Origin of the sequence: Burkholderia savannae, from assembly GCF_001524445.2 — a bacterium.
GTDB lineage: Bacteria > Pseudomonadota > Gammaproteobacteria > Burkholderiales > Burkholderiaceae > Burkholderia > Burkholderia savannae.
This window is the reverse complement of the sequence record NZ_CP013417.1, coordinates 3,821,423-3,844,593: the sequence shown is the minus strand read 5'-3', so window position 1 is coordinate 3,844,593 and position 23,171 is coordinate 3,821,423. Positions and strand designations below refer to the sequence as shown.

Here is a 23,171-nt window from a genome sequence, read left to right as displayed (position 1 = left end):
CGTATCGAACCCGATTCATCGCCGAAGACCGTTACGAAAAAACGAAGATATCAGGGATAACGCTGATCGCGGCGAATCGTGCCGAATGAGCTCGGCGGCGCACGCGCCGCGCGCGGCCCGGCAGCGCGTTTCGCGATCGTGCGCGCATGACGAATGGTTTTTTCTCCAGCTTGTTCCTCTTACGAAAGCTCAAGTAATATCCGCGTACGCTGGCCTAGGCCGGCCTTGAACTGGAGACCTGGAGGAAACATGGAACATAATCGTCTGTTGCGCGCGCTGCGTGTTACCGCCATCGCGGGCGTCGCAGCGGCATCGTTCGGCGTCGCGGGCTCTGCATTCGCACAGATCCCGAACAAAACGCTCGTCTACTGCTCAGAAGGCAGCCCGGCGGGCTTCGATTCCGCGCAATTCACGACGGGCGTCGATTTCACCGCGTCGACGTTCCCGATCTACAACCGCCTCGTCGAATTCGAGCGCGGCGGCACGAAGGTCGAGCCCGGCCTCGCCGAGAAGTGGGACATTTCGTCCGACGGCAAGGTCTATACGTTCCATCTGCGCCACGGCGTCAAATTCCATAACACCGATTTCTTCAAGCCGACGCGCGAATTCGACGCGGACGACGTCGTATTCACGTTCGAGCGGATGCTCGATCCGAACCAGCCGTTCCGCAAGGCCTATCCGGTGTCGTTCCCGTACTTCACCGACATGGGCCTCGACAAGCTGATCGTCAAGATCGAAAAGGTCGATCCGTACACGGTGCGCTTCACGCTGAAGGAGCCGAACGCGCCGTTCATCCAGAACCTCGCGATGGAGTACGCGTCGATCCTCTCCGCCGAATACGCGGATCAGCTGATGAAGGCGGGCAAGGCGGCCGACATCAACCAGAAGCCGATCGGCACGGGCCCGTTCATCTTCCGCAGCTACACGAAGGACGCGACGATCCGATTCGACGGCAATCCTGATTATTGGAAGAAGGGCGCGGTGAAGATCTCGAAGCTGATCTTCTCGATCACGCCCGATCCGGGCGTGCGCGTGCAGAAGATCAAGCGCAACGAGTGCCAGGTGATGAGCTATCCGCGGCCCGCCGACATCGCGACGCTGAAGGCCGATGCGAACGTCGACATGCCGTCGCTGCCGGGCTTCAATCTCGGCTATCTCGCGTACAACGTGCAGCACAAGCCGGTCGACAAGCTCGAGGTGCGCCAGGCGCTCGACATGGCGATCAACAAGAAGGCGATTCTCGAGTCCGTCTACCAGGGCGCGGGCCAGGCGGCGAGCGCGCCGATGCCGCCGACGCAATGGTCGTACGACAAGAACCTGAAGGCCGCGGCCTACGATCCGGCGAAGGCGAAGGCGCTGCTCGCGAAGGCGGGCTACCCGAACGGCTTCCCGATCACGCTGTGGGCGATGCCCGTGCAGCGCCCGTACAACCCGAACGCGAAGCTGATGGCCGAGATGATCCAGGCCGACTGGGCGAAGATCGGCGTGCAGGCGAAGATCGTCACGTACGAGTGGGGCGAGTACATCAAGCGCGCGCATTCGGGCGAGCACGACACGATGCTGATCGGCTGGAACGGCGACAACGGCGACCCCGACAACTGGCTCGGCACGCTGCTCGGCTGCGAGGCGGTGAAGGGCAACAACTTCTCCGAGTGGTGCTACAAGCCGTTCGACGAGCTCGTTCAGAAGGGGCGCGTGACGACCTCGCAGGACGGCCGCACGAAGATCTACACGCAGGCGCAGCAGATCTTCGCGCAGCAGCTGCCGTTCTCGCCGATCGCGAACTCGACCGTCTATCAGCCGGTGCGCAAGAGCGTCGTCGACATGCGGATCGAGCCGCTCGGCTATGCGCGCTTCGACGGCGTCAGCGTGAAATAAGCGCGTTGGTGCGCCGTTAGGCCGACTGCACGATAATCACCGGCGACGGGGGGCCATGCGCTCCTCGTCGCCGGTCGCACATTTCCCCCCAAGAAAATATCGAGAAGCGTCATGTTCCGATTCGTCTTGCGCCGCGTGGGCATGGTGATCCCGACTTTCATCGGCATCACGGTGCTCGCGTTCGCGCTGATTCATCTGATACCGGGCGACCCCATCGAAGTGATGATGGGCGAGCGCGGCGTCGATCCCGCAATGCATGCGGAGGCGTTGCATCGCCTCGGGCTCGACGAGCCGCTGCCCCTCCAGTACCTGCACTACGTCGGCCGCGCGCTGCACGGCGACCTGGGCATGTCGATCATCACCAACACGAGCGTGATGGGCGAGTTCCTCGCGCGCTTTCCCGCGACGGTCGAGCTGTCGGCCTGCGCGCTCGCGTTCGCGCTCGCCGTCGGGCTGCCGGCCGGCGTGTTCGCCGCGCTCAGGCGCGGCACGATCGTCGATCACGGCGTGATGGGCACGGCGCTCACCGGCTACTCGATGCCGATCTTCTGGTGGGGCCTCATCCTCATCATGGTGTTCTCGTCCACGCTCGGCTGGACGCCCGTGTCGGGCCGCATCGCGGTCGAGTACGAGATTCCCCATGCGACGGGCTTCATGCTGATCGACACGCTGCTCTCCGGCGAGGAGGGCGCGTTCGCATCGGCGGTGAGCCATCTGATCCTGCCCGCGATCGTGCTCGGCACGATTCCGCTCGCGGTGATCGCGCGGATGACGCGCTCGTCGATGCTCGAAGTGCTGCGCGAAGACTACATCCGCACCGCGCGCGCGAAAGGGCTCTCGCCCGTGCGCGTCGTCGTCGTGCACGCGTTGCGCAACGCGCTGATCCCGGTCGTCACGGTGATCGGCCTGCAGGTCGGCACGCTGCTCGCGGGCGCGGTGCTCACCGAGACGCTGTTCTCGTGGCCGGGCGTCGGCAAGTGGCTCATCGACGCGATCGGACGGCGCGACTATCCGGTCGTGCAAGGCGGCATCCTGCTGATCGCGACGCTCGTGATCGTCGTGAATCTCGTCGTCGATCTGCTGTACGGCGTGTTGAACCCGCGCATTCGCCATACGAGGTAATCGAACATGCATCCCCACACTCGTATTCATCCGCTGCCCCGGCGCTCGACCGCCGCGGCCGCAATCGCGCGCGTGGCCACGCGGGAGGCGCAATGAGCGACATGCAAAACGCGATGCCGTCGCAGGGAGCGGCGCTCAGCGGCCGCGTGCTCGCGCTGCGCGAATTCTGGGCGAATTTCTCCCGCAATCGCGGCGCGGTCGGCGCGGGCGTCGTCGTGCTCGTGCTGGTCGTCGTCGCGCTGCTCGCGCCGGTGCTCGCGCCGCACAGCCCGATCGAGCAGTACCGCGACCACGTGAAGATTCCGCCCGCGTGGCTCGAGGGCGGCAACTGGCAATTCGTGCTCGGCACCGACGAAGCGGGCCGCGACATTCTCTCTCGCCTGATGTACGGCGCGCGGATGTCGTTCTGGATCGGCTTCGTGTCGGTCGTGCTCGCGCTGATTCCCGGCGTCGTGCTCGGGCTCGTCGCCGCGTTCTTCCAGAAGTGGGCCGACACGCCCGTGATGCGCGTGATGGACGTGCTGCTCGCGCTGCCGTCGCTGCTGCTCGCGGTCGCGGTCGTGGCGATCATCGGCCCGGGCTTGACCAACACGATGTTCGCGATCGCGATCGTCGCGCTGCCCGCGTACGTGCGCCTGACGCGCGCGTCGGCGCTGGGCGAGCTGCAGAAGGAGTACGTGACGGCGTCGCGCGTCGCGGGCGCGGGCACGCTGCGCCTGATGTTCTCGCAGGTGCTGCCGAACTGCACGGCGCCCCTCATCGTGCAGGCGACGCTCGGCTTTTCGTCGGCGATCCTCGACGCCGCCGCGCTCGGCTTCCTCGGCCTCGGCGTGCAGCCGCCGACGGCCGAGTGGGGCGCGATGCTCGCGTCGGCGCGCGATTACATCGACAATGCCTGGTGGATCGTCACGATGCCCGGCCTGTCGATCCTGATCTCGGTGCTCGCGATCAACCTGCTCGGCGACGGGCTGCGCGACGCGCTCGATCCCAAACTCAAACGGATGGCGTGACATGAGCGATTTATTGACCATCCGCAATCTCGCGGTGAACTTCAACGGGCTACCCGCGGTCGACAGGATCAACCTGTCCATCGCGCGCGGCGAAGTGGTCGGCGTGGTGGGCGAATCCGGCTCGGGCAAGAGCGTGACGATGATGGCGCTGATGGGCCTGATCGACGCGCCCGGCATCGTCACCGCCGACGAAATCGCGTTCGACGGCGTCGATCTGCTGAAGGCGAGCCCGAAGGCGCGCCGCGGGATCATCGGCAAGGACATCGCGATGGTGTTCCAGGACGCGCTGACGAGCCTGAACCCGAGCTACACGGTCGGCTATCAGATCAAGGAGGTGCTGAAGCTGCACGAGGGCCTGCGCGGCGACGCGCTGAACAAGCGCGCGCTCGAACTGCTCGACCAGGTCGGGATTCCCGATGCGAAGAACCGCATCGGCACGTTTCCGCACCAGATGTCGGGCGGCATGAACCAGCGCGTGATGATCGCGATGGCGGTCGCTTGCAATCCGAAGCTCCTGATCGCCGACGAGCCGACGACCGCGCTCGACGTGACGATCCAGGCGCAGATCATGGATCTGCTCGTTACGTTGCAGAAGGAGCGCGGGATGGCGCTCGTGCTGATTTCGCACGATCTCGCGGTCGTGTCGGAAGTCGCGCAGCGCGTCGCGGTGATGTACGCGGGCGAGATCATCGAGACGAATCGCGTGCCGGACATCTTCGCGCATCCGCATCATCCGTACACCGAAGCGTTGCTCGCGGCGATACCCGAGCACAACGCGGGCGCGAAGCGGCTCGCCGCGCTTCCCGGGATGGTGCCGGGCCGCGACGACCGGCCGAGCGGGTGCCTGTTCGCGCCGCGCTGCAAGTACGTCGTCGACGACTGCACGAAGGCGCGCCCCGCGCTCGCCGAGCTCGTGCCGGGCACGGGCATGCGCGTGCGCTGCATCAAGCCGCTCAATCTGCAAGCGGCGCATACGGAAGGAGGCGCGCGATGAACGCAGTCTACGAAACGCGCGAGTCCGCCGCGCGCGACGACATCGTGCTCGTCGCCGACCATCTCGCGAAGCACTACACGGTTCGGCGCGGGATGTTCGGGCACGGCACCGTGAAGGCGCTGAACGGCGTGTCGTTCTCGCTCGTGCGCGGCAAGACGCTCGCCGTCGTCGGCGAATCCGGCTGCGGCAAGTCCACGCTCGCGCGCCAGTTGACGATGATCGAGCAGCCGACGTCCGGGCATCTGTCGATCGACGGCCGCGACGTCGCGGGCGCGGATCGCGAGACGATCGCCGCGCTGCGCCGCCGCGTGCAGATGGTGTTCCAGAATCCGTTCGCGTCGCTGAATCCGCGCAAGACGGTCGAGCAGACGCTCGCCGAGCCGCTCGCGATCAACACGCATCTGACGGCCGCCGAGCGCGCGCAGCGAATCGCGCAGATCATGCGCACGGTGGGCTTGCGCCCGGAGCACGCGAAGCGCTATCCGCACATGTTCTCGGGCGGGCAGCGCCAGCGCGTCGCGATCGCGCGCGCGATGATCCTCGATCCGCAGATCGTCGTCGCCGACGAGCCGGTGTCCGCGCTCGACGTGTCGATTCAGGCGCAGATCCTGAATCTCTTCATGGATCTGCAGGAGCAGTTCAAGACGAGCTACGTGTTCATCTCGCACAACCTCGCCGTCGTCGAGCACATCGCCGACGACGTGATGGTGATGTACTTCGGCAGCGTCGCGGAGCTCGGCGACAAGAAGACGATCTACGCGCGGCCGAGGCATCCGTATACGCGCGCGCTGATGTCGGCGACGCCCGCGATCTTCGAGGCGGACCGCAAGATCCAGATCAAGCTGCAGGGCGAGCTGCCGTCGCCGCTCAATCCGCCGTCGGGCTGCGCATTCCATCAGCGCTGCCCGTACGCGGTCGAGCGGTGTCGCGCCGAGGAGCCGAAGCTGCGCGAAGTCGACGGCCGGCTCGTGGCCTGCCATCGCGCCGAGGAGGTGGGGGAGGCGAATGCCTGAGGCAGTGGCGGCGCGCGAAGCCGCGCGCCGCTCGCGTAACGGCGTCCGGCGCGCGGCTTCGCGAGCCGGACGCAATCCCCGGCGCTGGCGCGCGCGTGCGCTCGCGGGCGCCGTGCTTGCCGGCGCGTGCGCGGCGGGCGGGCTCGCGTGGCCGACCGTCGGCGCGCTGGCGGCGGGCGGCGTCGCGGCCGCGCCGGTGCCGCAGTCGCCGATTCCGACGCCGAGCATGTCGCTGCCGGGCTTTCACGCGCCGCCGCCGTCGACGTCGAACGGCACCGTCGCGAGCGGCGCGGTGCGCACGCAGCCCGCGCGCATGCCGTTCTACGTCGCGACGAAGGGCAAGGTCACCGTCTACGTGCTCGGCACGCTGCACGTCGGCGAGCCCGCCGACTATCCGGCGAACCAGCCGTTTCGCCGCCCGATTCTCGCGGCGCTCGCCGCGTCGCCGACGCTCGCGCTCGAGCTGTCTCCCGACGATCTGCTCGAATCGCAGGACGACGTGTCGAAGTACGGCGTGTGCAACTATGCGTGCCTGCCGCGCCTGCTGCCGGGGCCCCTCTGGCAGAAGCTCGCGAACCGGCTGCGCGGCAATCCGGCCGCGCTCGCCGGCATCCGCCACATGCGGCCTTGGCTCGCGTCGCTCGTCGTCGAAACGTACGATTCGCTGTCGGCCGGCCTGCAGACCGAATACGGCACCGAGGCGCAATTGCAGAACGTGTTCCTGCGCAAAAAGGGCGGCAAGGTGGTCGGGCTCGAGACGCTCGCCGAGCAGATGCGCGCGTTCACGGGGCTCACGCTCGCGCAGCAGCGCGAGATGCTCGCGCAGGACATGGCGCAGACGCCCGCGCAGAACGCCGACGACGTGCGCGCGCTGCACCGCCTCTGGCGCATCGGCGATGCGGACGCGATCGCCGCATGGGCGAGCGCGAAGACGGAGCGGCTCACGCGCGTGCGATCGATCGCCGATTCGATCGACAACAAGATCGTCTACGAGCGCAACCGCCGTTTCGTCGCGCGCATGGCGGCGATCGCCGCGCCGAACAAGCCGCTTTTTGTCGCGATCGGCGCGTTGCACCTGGGCGGGCCGAAGGGCGTGCTCGAGCTGCTGCGGCAGCAGGGCTATCGTGTCGACGCCGGGTGATCGGGAATCCCGAACGACTAGGGATTAACCCAAATTTTGCGGTGTTTGGCGAGCGGAGCGTGTTCCGACGATTGACACTCCGTGGGGCTAAATCTATTCTCCTTTCACCAAGTCGTAAAAAAGAAAATGCGCTACGGGGAACAATAAAAACAGCGCGGGGGTAGCGTTGCCGGCGCGCGTCGAGCGTGTCGGCAGCGGTTGTCTGCATGCACGACGGGGCCAATCACCACAACAAGCCAACATGCAGGCACATACGCCTACTCAATGGACGTTCCGCCGTTCGGCCGGGGGAAGCAGATGCGGGCGGCGGCGGACGCATTTTTTTATCCAAAGCGTGGGGCTTCGTTGCGACGCGCGCGGCGGCTGAAGAGCCGCTGCATCAAGCGGGCGGCCGCTGGCCGAACCGCTCGGCCGGTTAATCGGCCGGTCGATCGGCCGGTCGAAGAAAAAGCGCCCGAGGGCGCTTTTTTCATGGCCCGCATGCCCGCGCGCCGCGCCCGTTCACCGAAACATCAGGAGATTCAGCAGCACGATGTTCGCCGCGAGCAGCGCGAGCGCGGTCGGGATCTGCACCTTGATCACGCCGTTCTTGTCGGGCAGCTCGAGGAGCGCGGCGGGCACCATGTTGAAGTTCGCGGCCATCGGCGTCATCAGCGTGCCGCAGTAGCCGGAGAACATCCCGATCGCGACCATCACGGCCGGATCGCCATGGAACACGTTGACGAGGATCGGCACGCCCACGCCGCCCGTCATCACCGGAAACGCGGCGAAGCCGTTGCCCATCACCATCGTGAAGAGCGCCATGCCGATGCAGTACACCGCGACCGCGACGAACCGGTAGTCGAGGTTCACGTACGCCGTCGTCACGTGCGCGACCGCCTTGCCGACGCCCGCATCCGAGAACACGAGCCCGAGCATGCCGAGCATCTGCGGCAGCACGGCCGCCCACGACAGCGCGTCGATGAGGCGCCGCGCCTCCTGCAACGACTGGCCGACCGAATCGCGCGTGATCCGGCACGCGAAACCGAGCGCGATCACGCAGCCGATGCCGAAACCGATCAGCGTGACGTTTTTCGGATCGACGAGCGGCGCGCCGCCGACGTGCAGATGGCTCGCCGCGAGCGTGATCGCGACCGTCACGAACGGAATCGTGAGCGCGGGCACGAAGAGCCGGTTGCCGATGCGCGCGGCGCTCGCGCGGCGGATTTCGTCGGCCGGCAGCTTCGGCTTGGCCGCCGTCACGCCGCCGAAGCCCGCGATCAGCGCCATCGCGATCACGAGCGCGCCGACGAGCTCGACGGGCAGCATGTCGCCGACGATGAAGACGAGCGCGTAGAGCAGCCAGAAGCCGCCCGCGGTGAAGCGGCGCGGGTGCGCGCGGTCGGTGACGATCGTCGCGCCGACGGCGAGCAGCACGAGGCCGACGAGCCAGAACAGGTAAGTGATCGTGAGCGTCATGCGCGGCCTCCGTGGTCGGCGGCGGTGGCGGTGGCGGCGGTGGCGGCGGTGAGCGGCGCGGCCAGCGCGCGCAGTTCGCGTTCGAGCCGGCGATCGAGAAGCCACAGCCGGAAGCCGTGGATCAGGAACGCGGATACGGCGGTCGGAATGCCCCAGAGCGCGACGTGCATCGGTTCCACCGCGATGCCCGCTTCCTTCAGGAACGTCACCATCAGCACGATCGCGCCGAACGCGACGAAGATGTCCTCGCCGAAGAAGAGGCCGACGTTGTCGGTCGCGGCGGCGAACGCGCGCAGCCGGTGGCGGATCGCGTCGGGCAGCGGACCGAAACGATTCTCGGTCGCGCCCTCGGCCATCGGCGCGATCAGCGGCCGCACCATCTGCGGATGGCCGCCGAGGCCCGTCAGGCCGACGGCCGCGGTCAGCTCGCGCACGAGCAGATAGATGATGAGAAGGCGTCCCGCCGTGGCCGCCCGGATGTTCGCGATCCACGCCTGCGCGCGCTCGCGCAGCCCGTGCCGTTCGAGGAGGCCGATCACGGCGAGCGGCAGCAGGAGGATGAGCGGGATGTTGCGGGTCTTGAGGAAGCCCGCGCCGATCGCGGCGAGAATCCGCTCGGGCGGGAAGTGCGCGCTCGCGGCCGTTGCGATCGCCGCGGTGGCGACGATCAGCATCGGATTGAAGCGCAGCGCGAAGCCGACAACGATCACGGCGACGCCGATCAGCGGCCATAGACTTACGGTGCCTTGCATGAACATTCTCCTGACATGGGTTGACGCGCGCCGTCTTGGAGCGGCGCGCGGGCGGCTTGCGATCGGCGCGCGGCCGGCGCGCCGATGGGCCTTTGCGGCTCTCGTGGCCGCTCGGGACTGCAGGGCGGGCGCGCGTTCGTTGCGCGCGTCCGCGCGATCCGGGCGAAGGCGGCTCGCGCGAGCATGCGCGCGCGCCGGCCTTCGCCGCGTCGGCGAATGGTTCTTGCGGCGGGCGCGGCCCGCCGCATGCAAGGTGTCGTGTGCGCCCGGCGCGTGGCGCGCGCCGGGCGGAGTTCATCGTTCGCGGCCGTTCGGCGCGCGGCGGCCGTCGGTCAGACGCCGGCCTGCTCGCGTCAGTCGTGCGCTGCGCCGCGATTTGCGCGATGCTCGGGCCCGCAGGGCGTCCCGCGCGCCGAGCCGCGCATCCGAATGCGCGCGATCGCGGCGAACCGTGTGCGCCGGGCCGGGTCGCTGCGCACACGCGCGCGCCGCCGGCCGGGCGTCGGACCTCGGACCTCGGGCCTCGGACCTCGAGCCTCGAGCCTCGAGCCTCGAACCTCGAACCTCGAACCTCGAACCTCGAACCTCGAACCTCGAACCCCGAACCCCGAACCCCGAACCCCGAACCCCGAACCCCGAACCCCGAACCCCGAACCCCGAACCCCGAACCCCGAACCCCGAACCCCGAACCCCGAACCCTTCGGGCCTTTGAACCTAGCGCCCTTAAGCGCGCGCTCCCGCATGCTCCGCGCCTGGCGCGTGCATGTCGATGCCGGCCGCCTCGAGCGCCGCGCGAATTCGCCTGGCGAACGCGAGCGCGTGCGGACCGTCGCCGTGCAGACAGACCGTCTGCGCGTTGAGCGGCACCCATTCGCCCGTGACCGCGCGCACGCGATGGCCGCGGACCATTTCGAGCGTGCGCGCGAGCATCTCGTCCTCGTCTTCGACGAACGCGCCCGGCTGGCTGCGCGGCACGAGCGAGCCGTCCGCGCGATAGCCGCGGTCGGCGAACACTTCCTCGACGGCGACGAGCCCGGCTTGCCGCGCGGCTTCGACGAAGCCGCTCTTCGCGAGGCCGAACACCGCGAGCGATGGATCGAAATCGTGGATCGCGGACACGACCGCGTCGGCGATCTCGGCGTCGCGCGCCGCCTGGTTGTACAGCGCGCCGTGCGGCTTCACGTGCGCGATGCGCCCGCCTTCCGCCTGCGCGATCGCGGACAGCGCGCCGAGCTGATACAGCACGCCCGCGTAAATTTCGCCCGCGGGCAAGTCCATTTCCTTGCGGCCGAAGTTCTCCGGATCGTGAAAGCTCGGATGCGCGCCGATCGACACGCCTTTTTCCACCGCCCAGCGCACGCAGTCGCGCATCGCCTGGGCGCCGCCCGCGTGCCAGCCGCACGCGATGTTCGCCGACGTGACGAGGTCGAGAAGCGCCTCGTCGGAGCCGCAGCCTTCGCCGAGGTCGGCGTTCAAATCGATTTCCATGATGTTTCTGCCTAAAGCGTTCGCGACCGGCCGGCCGCGCCGCGGCCCTCGGTCCTCCAGAATCTCATGCGGCCACCCCGCGCGCGGCGCGCGTGCGCTGCAGCGCCTCCTCGCGCATCTCGATCGCGATGTCGATCTGCCGCAGGTACGCGCGCTCGGCGGCGAGCGCGTCGCGCGCGGCCGCCGCCGTCACGCGGACGAAGCGGATCGGCAGGTTCAGGCGCGCCTGCGCGAGCTTCCAGAGGTCCGCGCGGATCACCGCGCCGATCCGCGGATAGCCGCCCGTCGTCTGCGCGTCGTTCATCAGCACGATCGGCTGGCCGTTGCCCGGCACCTGGATCGTGCCCGGCAGCACCGCGTGCGAGAGCAGGTCGCCCGATTCCGCGCGTTCGAGCTTCGCGCCCGAGAGCCGGTAGCCCATCCGGTTGCTGTTCGGCGTGACGACCCATTCCTCGTCCCAGAACGCCTGTTGCGCCGCCGGCGCGAAGCCCGCGTATTGCGGGCCGGGCAGCACGCGCACGGGCATCGCCCATGCGGCGTGCGTGTGCTTGTGGCGGCGCGGATGCTCGTCGACGCGCGCGAACGAACACCACGCGGGCGCCTTCACGCCGAACTCGGGCGCGTCGGGCGCGACGCACGCGGGCGCGCCGGCGGGCGGCATGCCGACGGGCAGGCGATCGCCGTCGCGCAGCATGCGGCCGCCGAGGCCGCCGAAGCGCGACGCGAGATCGGTGCTGCGCGAGCCGAGCATCGGCAGCACGTCGATGCCGCCCGCCACGCACAGATAGCCGCGCATCCCGCGCTTCGCGACGGGCAGCGCGAGCGTCTGGCCGGCCGCGACGGGCACGCTCCACCACGAGTAGACGGGCACGCCGTCGAGCGTCGCGCCGAACTCGGTGCCGGTGATCGCGACGCGTGTGGCGCGCGGAAAGCGGAACGACGCGGGGCCGAGCGTGATTTCGATCGCGGCGGCGTCCGGCCGGTTGCCGACGAGGCGATTGCCGACTTCGAGCGCGAGCGAATCGAGCGCGCCGCTTTGCGCGACGCCGAGATGGCGATAGCCGCGGCGGCCGAGATCCTGGATCGTCGAGAGCGGGCCGGCGCGCAGCACTTCGATGCCGCCTGTTCCTTGGCGTGAAGTCATCCGCTATGCACTCCTGCGACGGTGAAGCGCACGCGATCGCCCGGCTGCAGCAGCGTCGGCGGCGTGCGCGCGGGATCGAAGAGCGCGAGCGGCGTGCGGCCGATCAGCTGCCAGCCGCCCGGCGCGGCGGCCGGATAGATGCCCGTCTGCTCGCCGCCGATGCCGACCGAGCCGGCCGGCACTTCGAGCCGGGGCGCGGCGCGCCGCGGCGTGTGCAGCGAACCGTCGAGGCCGCCCATGTACGTGAAGCCCGGCTGGAAGCCGAGGAAGAACACGACGTAGGTGCCCGCCGAATGGCGCCGCACGACTTCGTCGCGCGCAAGCCCCGTGTGCTTCGCGACCGCGTCGAGATCGGGGCCGAACGCGCCGCCGTACTCGACGGGGATCTCGACCTCGCGCCTGCTTTCGGCGACCTGGTCCGCATCGCGCCACGCGGTCTTCATCAGCGGCGCGAGCGCGTCGGCCGTCGTCTCGAGCGGATCGAACACGATCGTCAGATTGTTCATGCCGGGCACGACGTCGACGACGTGCGGCCAGCCCGCCGCCGCGCTCGCGACCGCCCACACGCGGCGCTGGCATTCGAGCGTCGCGGGAGGGGGCGCCTCGCAGACGAGGGCGGTATCGCCAAGCGGATAGATGCGTGGAGTGATCATCGATGGCAAGCAAACGGCGTTGGGCCGGGTGAAGAATACATTATCAATAAAATGTCGATAACTTCTCGTCGAAAAATTTCGGCGGACGCCGCGCGGACGATCTTGGCGTACACTTTCGCGCACCTTCGCTCCACCTTCGCCGATTCGCCATGCAGCGTCATCCGACCAAGATCGTATCGTCCGAACATCTCGTTTCCGAGACGAGCGCGGAGCTGTCCGAGCTCGAATATGCGCTCATCATGGCGGGAAACGCGTTCAATCGCTGGATGGTCCGGTGCATGGCTGCTGCGGGGGCGAAGGACATGACGGCCGTCGAAGTGTCGCTGCTGCACCACGTGAGCCACCGGGACCGCAAGAAGAAACTCGCCGACATTTGCTTCGTGCTCAACATCGAGGACACGCACGTCGCGACGTATGCGCTCAAGAAGCTGGTAGCTAGAGGGTACGTAAAAAGCGAAAAGACAGGCAAGGAGGTGTTCTTTGAGGCGACCGGCGCGGGCCGCGCGCTCTGCCTCAAGTATCGCGACGTGCGCGAGCGCTGCCTGATCGAGACCCTGAAGGACAGCGGGCTCACGAACGAGCAGATCGGCGACGCCGCGCAACTGTTGCGCCACGCGTCCGGGTTGTACGACACCGCGGCGCGCGCGGCCGCTTCGCTCTAGGCGGGCTTGGCGGCGGCCCGACGGGCGGCGCGCCCGCGTGTCGGGCGCGTCGACATGTCGGGCGCGTCGATATGTCGGCGCGTCGGGCTTGGCGGCCGCGTCAGGCGCGTCGATGTGCCGCCGTGTCGCCGCCTCAGTCGCCCGAGCGGTAACTCCGCGATTCGGTGACGATCCAGTCGAGCGGCAGATCGTGCGCTTCGCGCGGCAGCTCGCGCACCCCGCACGCGTCGTAGGCGAGCCCGACCGTCACGGGCCGCGCGGCGCCGGGCCACGCGGCGAGCGTGCGGTCGTAATACCCGCCGCCGTAGCCGAGCCGGAAGCAGCCGTGATCGAAGCCGACGCACGGAATCAGCAGCAGGTCCGGCACGAGCCGCGCGCCCGCCGCGGGCTCGGGAATCCGATGGCGGCCCTCGCGCATCGGCGCATCGGGCGTCCACGCGTGGAATTCGAGCGGCGTGCGGGGCTGGCCGATCACAGGCAGCGCGGCCTGCCGGCCCGCATCGCCCGCGAGCCACGACGCGATCGCGTCGCGCGCGTCGAACTCGCCCGCGAGCGGCCAATAGAAGCCGACCGTGCGCGGCGCGCTGTCCGCGAGGATCGCGAGCACGCGCTGCGCGAGCGCGTCGTGCGCGAGCGCCGAGCGATTCGCGTCGAGGCGGCGCTGCGCAAGCGTTTCGCGCAGCGTTTGCTTCGGATTCGGCGCCGGGGCGCGTGCTATGCTTTCGCTCACTAGAGTGCTCCGTTCACAAACGATGTCCACCAACCTTTTTCGAGTATATCGCGCGGTCGCGGCGCCCCTCGTCGCCGCCGTGCTGGCCGTCGGGGCGGCCGCCTGCGCCGCGCAGACCGCCGACGAAGCGTCGTCGAACGACGATCAGGCCTTCGTCCAGCTGCGCGAAGCCGCGCGCAAGAACGATCCGGTGCGCGCCGCGCAACTCGCGGCGACGATCCCGAATTATCCGGCGCCGTCGTATCTCGAATACTTCCAGATCAAGCCGCAGCTGTTCGATTCGTCGGGCCATGCGCGGCTCGACGCGCCCGACGCGCCGGTGCTGTCGTTCCTGTCGCGCTACGACGGCCAGGCGATCGCCGACCGGATGCGCAACGATTACCTGCTCGTGCTCGGCGCGCGCCACGACTGGCGCAATTTCGACGAGCAATACAAGCGCTTCGTGCTCGACGACGACACGCAGGTCAAGTGCTATTCGCTCGAATCGCGCGCGGCGCACGGCGAGAACGTCGCGGACATGGCGCGCGAGCTGCTCGTCGAGCCGAAGTATTACGGCGACGCGTGCGTCGATCTCATCACCGCGCTCGCGGCGAACCAGCAGTTCTCGAGCGACGACGTGTGGGCGCAGGTGCGCCTCGCGTACGAGCAGAACTACACGACGCTCGGCGGCAAGATCGCCGACGCGCTCGGCCCGCGCCCGGCCGCCTTCGACCAGGTGACGAGCGCGCCGCCGCTCTTCCTCGCGCGCGGCGTCGGCGTCGGCGCCGACGCCGCGTCGCGGCAGCTCGCGCTCGTCGCGATCACGCGGATGGCGCGCAACGATCCGGAGGCGGCGGCGGGCCAGCTCACGTCGCTCGCGTCGACGCTGTCGGCCGCCGAGCAGGCGATCGGCTGGGGCGAGATCGGCTATCAGGCGGCGGTGAAGCGCTTGCCGCAGGCGTCGTCGTGGTATCGCAAATCGATGGACGCGCCGCTCTCGAATTCCGCGTACGAGTGGCGCGTGCGCGCGGCGCTGCTCGCGGGCGACTGGCCGATGGTGCGCCGCTCGATCGACCAGATGCCCGAGCGGCTGCGCGACGACACGACGTGGATCTACTGGCGCGGCCGCGCGCTGAAGGAGACGGGCGACACGCTGAAGGCGAACCAGGAATTCGAGCGGATCGCCGGGCAGTTCAACTTCTACGGCCAGCTCGCGGGCGAGGAGCTCGGCCAGAAGACGGTGATCCCGCCGCGCACGAAGGTGACGGACGCCGAGATCGACGCGATGAGCAAGGTGCCGGGCTTCGCGCTCGCGCAGCGCTTCTACGCGCTCAATCTGCGGCTCGAGGGCAATCGCGAATGGAACTGGTCGCTGCGCGGGATGACCGATCGGCAACTGCTCGCGGCGGCCGAGTACGGCAAGCGCGTCGACCTGCTCGACCGCACGGTCAACACGGCCGATCGCACGACGGCCGAGCACGATTTCTCGCTGCGCTATCCGTCGCCGTACCGCGACGTCGTCGAGCGCTACGCGCAGACCAACGGGCTCGACATCGAATGGGCGTACGGGCTGATCCGCCAGGAGTCGCGCTTCATCACGAACGCGCGCTCGTCGGTGGGCGCGGGCGGCCTGATGCAGCTGATGCCGGCAACCGCGCAGCTCGTCGCGAAGAAGCTCGGCCTCGGCACGGTCACGCGCGCGCAGATGCACGACATCGACACGAACGTGCAGCTCGGCACCTGGTATCTGTCCGACATCTATCAGAAGTTCGACAACTCGGCGGTGCTCGCGACGGCGGGCTACAACGCCGGGCCGGGCCGGCCTGCCCAGTGGCGGCAGGCGCTCGCGCGGCCGGTCGAGGGCGCGATCTTCGCCGAGACGATCCCGTTCAACGAGACGCGCGATTACGTGAAGAACGTGCTGTCGAACGAGACGTACTATGCGGCGCTCTTCGAGAAGAAGCCGCAGTCGCTGAAGGCTCGCCTCGGCTTCATCGCGCCGTGACGCGCGCCGCGCCGCGCCGCGCGGATGCGGCGCGCGTGAGCGTCGCGCAAGCGCAAGCGTTTTGCGGGCGTAGCCGGGGTTTCGTGTGGGTTTCGCCGCCGCGCGTCGCGCGGCGGCGCGCTTTGGTGGGGCACGATCATGCAGGGCCAGACCATCGCCGTACTCGGCGGCACGGGCTTCATCGGCAGCCGCCTCGTCAACACGCTCGTCGAAGCGGGCGCGCGCGTGCGGATCGCGACGCGCCGCCGCGAGCATGCGCGGCATCTCGCGATGCTGCCCGTCGACATCGTCGAGCTTTCCGCCTTCGACGTGCGCGCACTTGCGCGCTTCGTGGCGGGCGCGAGAGCGGCCGTCGATCTCGTCGGCGTGCTGCACGGCGGGCGCGGCACGCCGTACGGCGAGGGCTTCGAGCGGCTGCACGTCGCGCTGCCCGCGGCGCTCGCAGCGGCGTGCATCGAAGCGCGCGTGCCGCGCGTGCTCCACGTGAGCGCGCTCGGCGCCGATCCGCGCGCGCCCAGCATGTACCTGCGCTCGAAAGGCGACGGCGAGGCCGCGCTGCACGCGCAGGCCGCGGCGGGCGCGCTCGGCGTCACGGTGTTCCGGCCGTCGATCGTGTTCGGCCCGGGCGACGCGTTCCTCAATACGTTCGCGCGGCTTCAGCGGATCTTTCCGGTGGTGCCGCTCGCGATGCCCGATGCGCTGATGCAGCCGATCTACGTCGGCGACGTCGCGCAGGCGATCGCGAACGCATGCGCGCGCGACGCGACGCGCGGCAAGACCTACGAGCTCGGCGGGCCGCGCACGTATCGGCTCGAGGAGCTCGTGCGCTATGCGGGCCGGCTCGTCGGCCGCCACGCGCGAATCGTCCGGCTGCCCGACGCGCTTGCGCGGCTGCAAGCCTGCGTGTTCGAGATGCTGCCGGGCGAGCCGCTCATCACGCGCGACAATCTCGCTTCGCTGTCGGTGCCGAGCGTGATGACGGGACCGATCTCGCCCGAGCTCGGGATCACGCCCGCGAGCCTCGAAAGCATCGCGCCGACCTACATCGGCGACGCCGCGCTGCGCTCGCGCTTTTCCGGCTGGCGCACGCGCCGGTGAGCATCCGCAACGACGGCCGCCGCCGGTCGGCCGGACAATCGACAACTACAGGAAGAACCCCATGAAACTCGTGATCGGAGACAAGAACTACTCGTCGTGGTCGATGCGCCCGTGGGTGCTGATGAAGCACTTCGCGATTCCGTTCGACGAAGTGATGATCGGGCTGCGCCTCGACGACACGACGGCGCGTATCCGCGCGCACTCGCCGTCCGGCAAGGTGCCGTGCCTCGTCGACGACGACGGCGGCGCGGTCTGGGATTCGCTCGCGATCCTCGAAACGCTCGCCGAGCGCTTCCCGCAATACGCGCTGTGGCCGCGCGACCCGGCCGCGCGGGCGCAGGCGCGCAGCGTGTGCGCCGAGATGCACGCGGGTTTCGGCGCGCTGCGCAGCGACATGCCGCTCAACGTGCGCGAATCGCACCCGGGGCGTGGCGCGACGCCCGCCGCGCTTGCCGACGTCGCGCGCATCGACGAGCTGTGGCGCACCTGTCTCGCCGCGTCGGGCGGCCCGTTCCTGTTCGGCGAGTTTTCGATCGTCGATGCGATGTACGCGCCCGTCGTGCTGCGCTTCAAGACGTACGAGCCGCCGCTGTCGGCCGAAGCGAGCGCTTATGCCGCGCGCGTCGCCGAGCTGCCGGCCGTGCGCGAATGGATCGAGGGCGCGCGCGGCGAAACCCGTGTGATCGACATCTACGGGCCGTCGCGATGAATGTCTACGCGGTGGGCGGCGCGATCCGCGACGAATTGCTCGGCCTGCCGGTGCGCGACCGCGACTACGTCGTCGTCGGCGCGACGCCCGAGCAGATGGCCGCGCAAGGCTTCAAGCCGGTGGGCAAGGATTTTCCGGTGTTCCTGCACCCGGACACGCACGAGGAATACGCGCTCGCGCGCACCGAGCGCAAGACGGCGGCCGGCTATCACGGCTTCCGGTTCCATTACGCGCCCGACGTGACGCTCGAGCAGGATCTCGCGCGGCGCGACCTGACGATCAACGCGATGGCGCGCGAAGTGAGCCCGGGCGGCGCGCTCGTCGGGCCGGTCGTCGATCCGTTCGGCGGGCAGGCGGACTTGCGCGCGAAGGTGTTCCGGCACGTCGGCGACGCGTTCGTCGAGGACCCGGTGCGGATTCTGCGCGTCGCGCGCTTCGCTGCGCGCTTCGCCGATTTTTCGGTCGCGCCGCGCACGGCCGTGCTGATGCGCGAGATGACCGAGGCGGGCGAGGTCGACGCGCTCGTGCCCGAGCGCGTGTGGCAGGAGCTCGCGCGCGGGCTGATGGAAGCGAAGCCCGCGCGGATGTTCGCGGTGCTGCGCGAATGCGGCGCGCTTGCGCGAATCCTGCCCGAGATCGACGCGCTGTTCGGCGTGCCGCAGCGCGCCGACTATCACCCGGAAGTCGATACCGGTGTCCACGTGATGATGGTGATCGATCACGCGGCGAAGCAGGGCTATTCGCTGCCCGTGCGCTTCGCGGCGCTCACGCATGATCTCGGCAAGGCGACGACGCCCGCCGACGTGCTGCCGCGCCACATCGGCCACGAGGGGCGCAGCGTCGAGCTGCTGAAGCCGCTGTGCGAGCGGTTGCGCGTGCCGAACGAGTGCCGCGATCTGGCGCTCGTCGTCGCGCGCGAGCACGGCAACCTGCATCGCGTGATGGAGATGGGCGCGGCCGCGCTCGTGCGGTTGCTCGAGCGCGCCGACGCGCTGCGCAAGCCCGCGCGCTTCGCCGAGGCGCTGCAGGCGAGCGAGGCCGATGCGCGCGGCCGCCTGGGCCTCGAGGCGACGCCCTATCCGCAGGCCGAGCGGCTGCGGCAGGCGCTCGTCGCCGCGCGCTCGGTCGACGCGGGCGCGATCGCGCAGGCTCACGCGGGCGAGCCCGCGAAGATCAAGGATGCGGTGCACGGGGCGCGCGTGCGCGCGGTCGCGGAGGCGATCGGGGAAGGGAGATGAATGCGGCGAGCGGCATCGGCGGCGAGCCCGCCGATCGGGCGCTTGCACCGATCCTTCAGCCGCGTTGCAGGTTGCTTGCGCGAGCGGCGCCGAAGCGAGGCGTCCCAATCTCGCAGAACCTCACCATCATTCGAGCGACCCCGTCGACCGTCGAACCGCCTTTTCGGCAGCCTCGGCCGACATGATCCATTCGACGATCGACAGTTCGCCGGGATGCGCCGATTGAACGCATGCCGGGCGCGGGCGCGCACAAGGCCGCGCGCGGGCGCGCCCAAGGCTGCGCGCGGGCGGCCGATCCGATTTCGGCGTAGACCGCCGATCACCGGCCCGTGGGGCGGGAAATGCGGGCCGATCGCCGCGCTGCGCCGGCGGCGCAGGGAACGGCGATCCCGGTCGCATCCTTCGCGCGCGACATCCGCAAGGCCATCGGCGGCCTGAAGGGCGATTTTTCACGGATACGGACCGGCGTCGTCGAATCGCCGCGCTTGCTGGCGCGCGAGAGCGCCCCGACGCACGGTCGCCTTGCGCCTGACGGCGCCCCGCCTCGCTTTGGCCGATCCGTTATCCGCTTGCATAGCGCGGCTCAATGAATCGGCGCGCGGCCACGATCGGGCCGCATGAAGAATCGATCATGCCGATTCATTCCGAAAGACTTGATTAAGGCGCGTATCGTTTCGCCCGCGGTATTCCGGATATCCCTCTTCTTGCGCAAACGAAATCTTTCCCGAATTGCGGTCCGGGGCGGACGGCTTCGTTATTCGCCTGTTTTCAGGCTCCGGCAATCGACGGAACCGGCCTTCAATCTTCCGTTTCGGTCTCGACATCGTTTTTTCCGGATCGGGGTCATGGGTTCGTGAGCACGGCAGGGCGGGCGCGCCGCGATTCTCGCCGTGTTTTCGGCTCGTGATTCCTCGATCTCGAAAACGAATGCTGCCATCGATTCTTTCAGCTCTTAAAATTCCAGCTGGCCAGCCCGACCCGCATGCCCGACGGGTATTGCTTAATCAGAACAACTATGACTGCCGACATGCTGAGGGGCGTAATTCCTGAATTTGTCGACGCGGAAACCGAACAGACCTTCCGCCGATGCCGCGTGTCGGAAACCGTATATCAGGCGCGGGCCGCGATATGGGTTGCGGTCATTGCCGCGCTCTCTTTTGCGCTCAACGACATCAGGCAGGCCGGATTCGAGCTCGAGTCGGCCATCCAGTTCGGGCTGCGCCTCGCCGCGGTCGTGTGGTCGGCATGGCTGCTGTTGCGGTTGCGCCGGCCGATAGAGGCCCCCGCGCTCCATTGCCTGCTGCTGGCTTGGGCGATCGTCATCGATCTGCAGGCGATCGCCGAGGGTGTCGCGAGCCCGTCGAACTTGCTGGTCATGCAAACCGTGCTGTTCGGGCTCGTGACTTTCCTGCCGCTGCGCTTCGTGACGAGCGCGATCAACGGCGCGTGCTTTGCGGTCGGGCTCATCGCGATACTGCGATGGCGGTGCGCGGCGATGTCGCTGCTCTGTCCGATGTCGATCGCGATGGGTTTCGCGCTCGCGACGGGTTTGCAACAGCTCTGGCGTGTCGAGCGGATGCGCCGACGGGAATTCGCCCGCGTGCGCAGCGACGCCCATCAACGCGAGGCGCTGCAGCGCGCCAAGGACGCGGCCGAAGCCGCCGACCGGGCCAAGACGAGATTGTTGGCCGTAGTCAGTCATGAGGTCCGCGTGCCCATGAACGGCGTGCTCGGCTCGCTGCAACTGCTCGAGGGTTCGCGGCTGGACGCGATACAGCACCGTCAGGTCACTATCGCGCGAGATTGCGCCGAACATCTGATCGGCCTGCTCGACAGCATGATCGATTACGTGCGGCTGGGCGTCGTGGTCGAGGCGCCGGTTTCGACCGATTTCGATCCTCGGCAACTGGTTCAAGGCGTCGCCGAATTGATGCACGCGCGTGCGCTGGCCCGGCAGACAACCATCGACGTCGTCGTCAGTCGTGACGTGCCGCAAGCGCTGCACGCCGACGCCGGCCGCCTGCGCCAGGTGCTGATGAATCTGTTGAGCAACGCGGTCAAGTTCACCGAGCGGGGGCGCGTCGGCGTTTCGTTGGCCATGCGTGGCCGCGCGGCGGACGAGCTGCAACTGGAGATCGCCGTCGAGGACACCGGAATCGGCATTCCGGAAAACATGCTGGCGCGGATTTTCGATGACTTCGCTCAGGCCGACGAATCGATTGCACGCCGCTTCGGCGGCGCGGGCCTCGGGTTGGCCGTGTGCCGGCGCGTCGTCGGCATGTTGGGCGGCGCGATCACGGTGGCGAGCGAGCATGGCGCCGGCAGCCGGTTCCAGGTCGTGGTGCCCGTGGCCGCGGCGGCCGCGGCGACGCCGCCGGATACGCCCGCGTCACCTCCGTCGCGGCGGCTGAAGCTTCTCGTCGTCGACGACGATCCGATCAACCAGATCGTGATTGGCGGCCTCCTGACTCAGGCGGGCCACGACGCCATGCCCGTGGGCAGCGCGGAGGCCGCGCTCGCGCAAACCGCTCGCGAGCATTTCGACGGCGTGTTCGTCGACCTTCACATGCCGTTCGTCGACGGCATCGAAACGGCGCGTCGCATACGCGCGCAAGACGCGCGCGAACAGGCGCGGCGGGAGATGCCGATCGTCGTGCTGACTGCGGATCTCGTTGGCGCGCACAGCGCCGGCGCGGCCGATGTCTTTACGTCGGTGCTGGTGAAGCCGATCCGGCGAGATGCGCTGCACCGGGTGCTCGAGACAGTCGGCGGCACGGCAGTCGCGCGGCCTCGACCTTCGGACAAGATCTGGCCGACGGACGCGGCGGTGGATCTCGCTTGTCTGAGCGAGCATGCCGACGCGCTCGGCGCCGCCGCGCTCGGCTGGCTCGTGCATCAGTTCAGGCATGCGGGGCGACGTTTGCTGAACGAGCTCGGCGAAGCCGTCGCGCAGCGCGACGCATATCGAATCAACGCGCTTTCACACCGGCTGACGAGCTCGGCGGCGGCATTGGGGCTCGCGAGACTGGGGCGGCTCGCCGAGCGGGTGAAACGGGCGGCCGCTCGGGACGACGCCTCCGAGCTTGCCGCACTCGTGGTCGCGCTCGGCATCGAATTCGAACACAGCTTCGACGCATTGCGCAAAATCGCGCGCGAGGCGCGCGGTGCGCGGCGCGGTCGTCAACTGCCGCGATTCACCGCGGCATCGAGCCGGTAGCCGATCCCGACTACCGTGCCGATCGGGCAGCGCATCGTGCCGGCGTCGTCGGACATCTTGCGGCGCAATCGGGCGATCAAGGTGTCGACGCTGCGCGAGTCCGCCGTGTGCTCGCGCTTGCTGACCACTTCGAGCAGATACTCGCGCGTGAGCGTCGCGCCGCGAACCATCACGAGCGCGGCCAGCAGATCGAATTCGCGCGGGGTGAGGGGCAGCACGGCGCCGCCCGACAGCGCGAGTTCCCGGCGCCGAAGGTCGATCAGCCAGCCGCCGAACGTCAGCACCGAGTCGACAGGCGCGATCTCGCGATACAGCCGTTGCCGGCGCAGCAGGGCGCGCACGCGGGCGAGCAGCTCGCGCAGCCGGATCGGCTTGGTGATGTAGTCGTCGCCGGCGGTTTCCAGGCCGAGGACGCGATCGATGTCGCCGTCGCGTTGCGTCACGAAGATGACGCCCGCGGCGCTGTGCTCGCGCAGCTCGCGGGCGAGGGAGATGCCGTCGCCGTCGGGAAGGTTGATGTCGAGCAGCAGCACGTCGGCTGGCGCGGCGCGCAGCGCCTCGCGGGCTTGCGCGACATTGTCGCTGGTGAGGAGGTCGAAGCCCGCGTCACTCAGATAGCGGGCCAGCATCGTGCGGGTGATGGGGTCGTCTTCGACGACGAGGATGCGGCCCGGCGAAGCTTCCATGGTTTCTCCTTCGGGATAACCAATTCAGGCAATCGATTCGCGGATTGAAAAAATTCGGTTCCGATTCCGCCGTTGACGTCAGCCGACACATTGTCCGCCGTCATGTTACGCGGAGCGCGCAATCGAATGTTCGACGTTCGCCTGCCGCCGCACGGCAGCTTGCCGCTGTCACGGCTCTGTCGCTGCGTGACGCC

General features: G+C 68.7%; 19 protein-coding genes. 12 read left to right on the top strand and 7 right to left on the bottom strand.

Going from position 1 to position 23,171, the window contains the following annotated elements; all coding sequences use genetic code 11:
* The first annotated feature begins 249 nt into the window (after positions 1-249).
* The 6 genes from WS78_RS18815 (at position 250) to WS78_RS18790 (ending at position 7,158) form a co-directional block, all read left to right on the top strand.
* Positions 250-1,878 (top strand): ABC transporter substrate-binding protein, encoded by a 1,629-nt coding sequence (locus WS78_RS18815; protein WP_059583845.1) that lies wholly within the window; start codon positions 250-252, stop codon positions 1,876-1,878.
* A gap of 111 nt (positions 1,879-1,989) precedes the next feature.
* Positions 1,990-3,000 (top strand): ABC transporter permease subunit, encoded by a 1,011-nt coding sequence (locus WS78_RS18810; protein ID WP_038748478.1) that lies wholly within the window; start codon positions 1,990-1,992, stop codon positions 2,998-3,000.
* A gap of 92 nt (positions 3,001-3,092) precedes the next feature.
* Positions 3,093-4,010, top strand: coding sequence for an ABC transporter permease subunit (locus WS78_RS18805; protein WP_038748476.1), 918 nt, complete (start codon positions 3,093-3,095; stop codon positions 4,008-4,010).
* Position 4,011: 1 nt separating this feature from the next.
* Positions 4,012-5,004, top strand: coding sequence for an ABC transporter ATP-binding protein (locus tag WS78_RS18800; RefSeq protein WP_038748474.1), 993 nt, complete (start codon positions 4,012-4,014; stop codon positions 5,002-5,004).
* A complete protein-coding gene (locus WS78_RS18795) occupies positions 5,001-6,017 on the top strand; it encodes a peptide ABC transporter ATP-binding protein (protein ID WP_038748472.1) in 1,017 nt (338 codons plus the stop codon). Before WS78_RS18800 ends, WS78_RS18795 begins: the two co-directional genes overlap by 4 nt.
* Complete coding sequence (locus WS78_RS18790) at positions 6,010-7,158, top strand: TraB/GumN family protein (RefSeq protein WP_059583848.1); 1,149 nt, start codon at positions 6,010-6,012, stop codon at positions 7,156-7,158. The genes WS78_RS18795 and WS78_RS18790 overlap by 8 nt, the downstream gene beginning before the upstream one ends.
* A gap of 501 nt (positions 7,159-7,659) precedes the next feature.
* On the opposite strand, the gene WS78_RS18785 is transcribed toward WS78_RS18790, so the two are convergent.
* From WS78_RS18785 to pxpB, 5 genes are all read right to left on the bottom strand, one after another.
* Complete coding sequence (locus tag WS78_RS18785; protein ID WP_059583851.1) at positions 7,660-8,616, bottom strand: DUF979 domain-containing protein; 957 nt, start codon at positions 8,614-8,616, stop codon at positions 7,660-7,662.
* A complete protein-coding gene (locus WS78_RS18780; RefSeq protein WP_059583860.1) occupies positions 8,613-9,368 on the bottom strand; it encodes a DUF969 domain-containing protein in 756 nt (251 codons plus the stop codon). The genes WS78_RS18785 and WS78_RS18780 overlap by 4 nt, the downstream gene beginning before the upstream one ends.
* A gap of 723 nt (positions 9,369-10,091) precedes the next feature.
* The gene (gene pxpA, locus WS78_RS18765) at positions 10,092-10,856 is read right to left on the bottom strand and encodes a 5-oxoprolinase subunit PxpA (protein WP_059578165.1); all 765 of its coding nucleotides are present in this window, start codon (positions 10,854-10,856) and stop codon (positions 10,092-10,094) included.
* A 64-nt stretch (positions 10,857-10,920) separates the two neighbouring features.
* Entirely contained in the window at positions 10,921-12,000 is a 1,080-nt protein-coding gene (locus WS78_RS18760; protein ID WP_059578170.1) for a 5-oxoprolinase subunit C family protein, read from the bottom strand.
* Positions 11,997-12,653: a 5-oxoprolinase subunit PxpB gene (gene pxpB, locus WS78_RS18755; protein ID WP_038748462.1), complete on the bottom strand. Its 657-nt coding sequence runs from the start codon at positions 12,651-12,653 to the stop codon at positions 11,997-11,999. The genes WS78_RS18760 and pxpB overlap by 4 nt, the downstream gene beginning before the upstream one ends.
* Positions 12,654-12,802: 149 nt before the next feature.
* Here pxpB and WS78_RS18750 point away from each other — a divergent pair, with 149 nt between their 5' ends.
* Positions 12,803-13,315 (top strand): winged helix DNA-binding protein, encoded by a 513-nt coding sequence (locus tag WS78_RS18750; protein ID WP_038748460.1) that lies wholly within the window; start codon positions 12,803-12,805, stop codon positions 13,313-13,315.
* Between the two features lie 133 nt (positions 13,316-13,448).
* On the opposite strand, the gene WS78_RS18745 is transcribed toward WS78_RS18750, so the two are convergent.
* The gene (locus tag WS78_RS18745; RefSeq protein WP_038748458.1) at positions 13,449-14,045 is read right to left on the bottom strand and encodes a 5-formyltetrahydrofolate cyclo-ligase; all 597 of its coding nucleotides are present in this window, start codon (positions 14,043-14,045) and stop codon (positions 13,449-13,451) included.
* A gap of 22 nt (positions 14,046-14,067) precedes the next feature.
* Here WS78_RS18745 and WS78_RS18740 point away from each other — a divergent pair, with 22 nt between their 5' ends.
* The 5 genes from WS78_RS18740 (at position 14,068) to WS78_RS18720 (ending at position 22,291) form a co-directional block, all read left to right on the top strand.
* Positions 14,068-16,029 (top strand): lytic transglycosylase domain-containing protein, encoded by a 1,962-nt coding sequence (locus WS78_RS18740; RefSeq protein ID WP_059578174.1) that lies wholly within the window; start codon positions 14,068-14,070, stop codon positions 16,027-16,029.
* A gap of 138 nt (positions 16,030-16,167) precedes the next feature.
* A complete protein-coding gene (locus tag WS78_RS18735) occupies positions 16,168-17,127 on the top strand; it encodes a complex I NDUFA9 subunit family protein (RefSeq protein ID WP_059578177.1) in 960 nt (319 codons plus the stop codon).
* Positions 17,128-17,188: 61 nt separating this feature from the next.
* Positions 17,189-17,836, top strand: coding sequence for a glutathione S-transferase family protein (locus tag WS78_RS18730; protein ID WP_038748452.1), 648 nt, complete (start codon positions 17,189-17,191; stop codon positions 17,834-17,836).
* Positions 17,833-19,074, top strand: a complete 1,242-nt coding sequence (locus tag WS78_RS18725) for a multifunctional CCA addition/repair protein (RefSeq protein WP_038748450.1) — start codon at positions 17,833-17,835, stop codon at positions 19,072-19,074. Before WS78_RS18730 ends, WS78_RS18725 begins: the two co-directional genes overlap by 4 nt.
* A 1,015-nt stretch (positions 19,075-20,089) precedes the next feature.
* Positions 20,090-22,291, top strand: coding sequence for an ATP-binding protein (locus WS78_RS18720; protein ID WP_059578181.1), 2,202 nt, complete (start codon positions 20,090-20,092; stop codon positions 22,289-22,291).
* Here WS78_RS18720 and WS78_RS18715 read toward each other — a convergent pair.
* The gene (locus WS78_RS18715) at positions 22,255-22,977 is read right to left on the bottom strand and encodes a response regulator transcription factor (RefSeq protein WP_038748445.1); all 723 of its coding nucleotides are present in this window, start codon (positions 22,975-22,977) and stop codon (positions 22,255-22,257) included. The two genes, WS78_RS18720 and WS78_RS18715, sit on opposite strands and share 37 nt — an antisense overlap.
* Positions 22,978-23,171: the final 194 nt, after the last annotated feature.

What these genes read in the sequence shown, in the direction of transcription:
- WS78_RS18815 (WP_059583845.1), top strand. Translation starts at nt 250, where the DNA reads ATGGAACATAATCGTCTGTTGCGCGCGCTGCGTGTTACCGCCATCGCG.
- WS78_RS18810 (WP_038748478.1), top strand. Translation starts at nt 1,990, where the DNA reads ATGTTCCGATTCGTCTTGCGCCGCGTGGGCATGGTGATCCCGACTTTC.
- WS78_RS18805 (WP_038748476.1), top strand. Translation starts at nt 3,093, where the DNA reads ATGAGCGACATGCAAAACGCGATGCCGTCGCAGGGAGCGGCGCTCAGC.
- WS78_RS18800 (WP_038748474.1), top strand. Translation starts at nt 4,012, where the DNA reads ATGAGCGATTTATTGACCATCCGCAATCTCGCGGTGAACTTCAACGGG.
- WS78_RS18795 (WP_038748472.1), top strand. Translation starts at nt 5,001, where the DNA reads ATGAACGCAGTCTACGAAACGCGCGAGTCCGCCGCGCGCGACGACATC.
- WS78_RS18790 (WP_059583848.1), top strand. Translation starts at nt 6,010, where the DNA reads ATGCCTGAGGCAGTGGCGGCGCGCGAAGCCGCGCGCCGCTCGCGTAAC.
- WS78_RS18785 (WP_059583851.1), bottom strand. Translation starts at nt 8,616, where the DNA reads ATGACGCTCACGATCACTTACCTGTTCTGGCTCGTCGGCCTCGTGCTG.
- WS78_RS18780 (WP_059583860.1), bottom strand. Translation starts at nt 9,368, where the DNA reads ATGCAAGGCACCGTAAGTCTATGGCCGCTGATCGGCGTCGCCGTGATC.
- pxpA (WP_059578165.1), bottom strand. Translation starts at nt 10,856, where the DNA reads ATGGAAATCGATTTGAACGCCGACCTCGGCGAAGGCTGCGGCTCCGAC.
- WS78_RS18760 (WP_059578170.1), bottom strand. Translation starts at nt 12,000, where the DNA reads ATGACTTCACGCCAAGGAACAGGCGGCATCGAAGTGCTGCGCGCCGGC.
- pxpB (WP_038748462.1), bottom strand. Translation starts at nt 12,653, where the DNA reads ATGATCACTCCACGCATCTATCCGCTTGGCGATACCGCCCTCGTCTGC.
- WS78_RS18750 (WP_038748460.1), top strand. Translation starts at nt 12,803, where the DNA reads ATGCAGCGTCATCCGACCAAGATCGTATCGTCCGAACATCTCGTTTCC.
- WS78_RS18740 (WP_059578174.1), top strand. Translation starts at nt 14,068, where the DNA reads ATGTCCACCAACCTTTTTCGAGTATATCGCGCGGTCGCGGCGCCCCTC.
- WS78_RS18735 (WP_059578177.1), top strand. Translation starts at nt 16,168, where the DNA reads ATGCAGGGCCAGACCATCGCCGTACTCGGCGGCACGGGCTTCATCGGC.
- WS78_RS18730 (WP_038748452.1), top strand. Translation starts at nt 17,189, where the DNA reads ATGAAACTCGTGATCGGAGACAAGAACTACTCGTCGTGGTCGATGCGC.
- WS78_RS18725 (WP_038748450.1), top strand. Translation starts at nt 17,833, where the DNA reads ATGAATGTCTACGCGGTGGGCGGCGCGATCCGCGACGAATTGCTCGGC.
- WS78_RS18720 (WP_059578181.1), top strand. Translation starts at nt 20,090, where the DNA reads ATGACTGCCGACATGCTGAGGGGCGTAATTCCTGAATTTGTCGACGCG.
- WS78_RS18715 (WP_038748445.1), bottom strand. Translation starts at nt 22,977, where the DNA reads ATGGAAGCTTCGCCGGGCCGCATCCTCGTCGTCGAAGACGACCCCATC.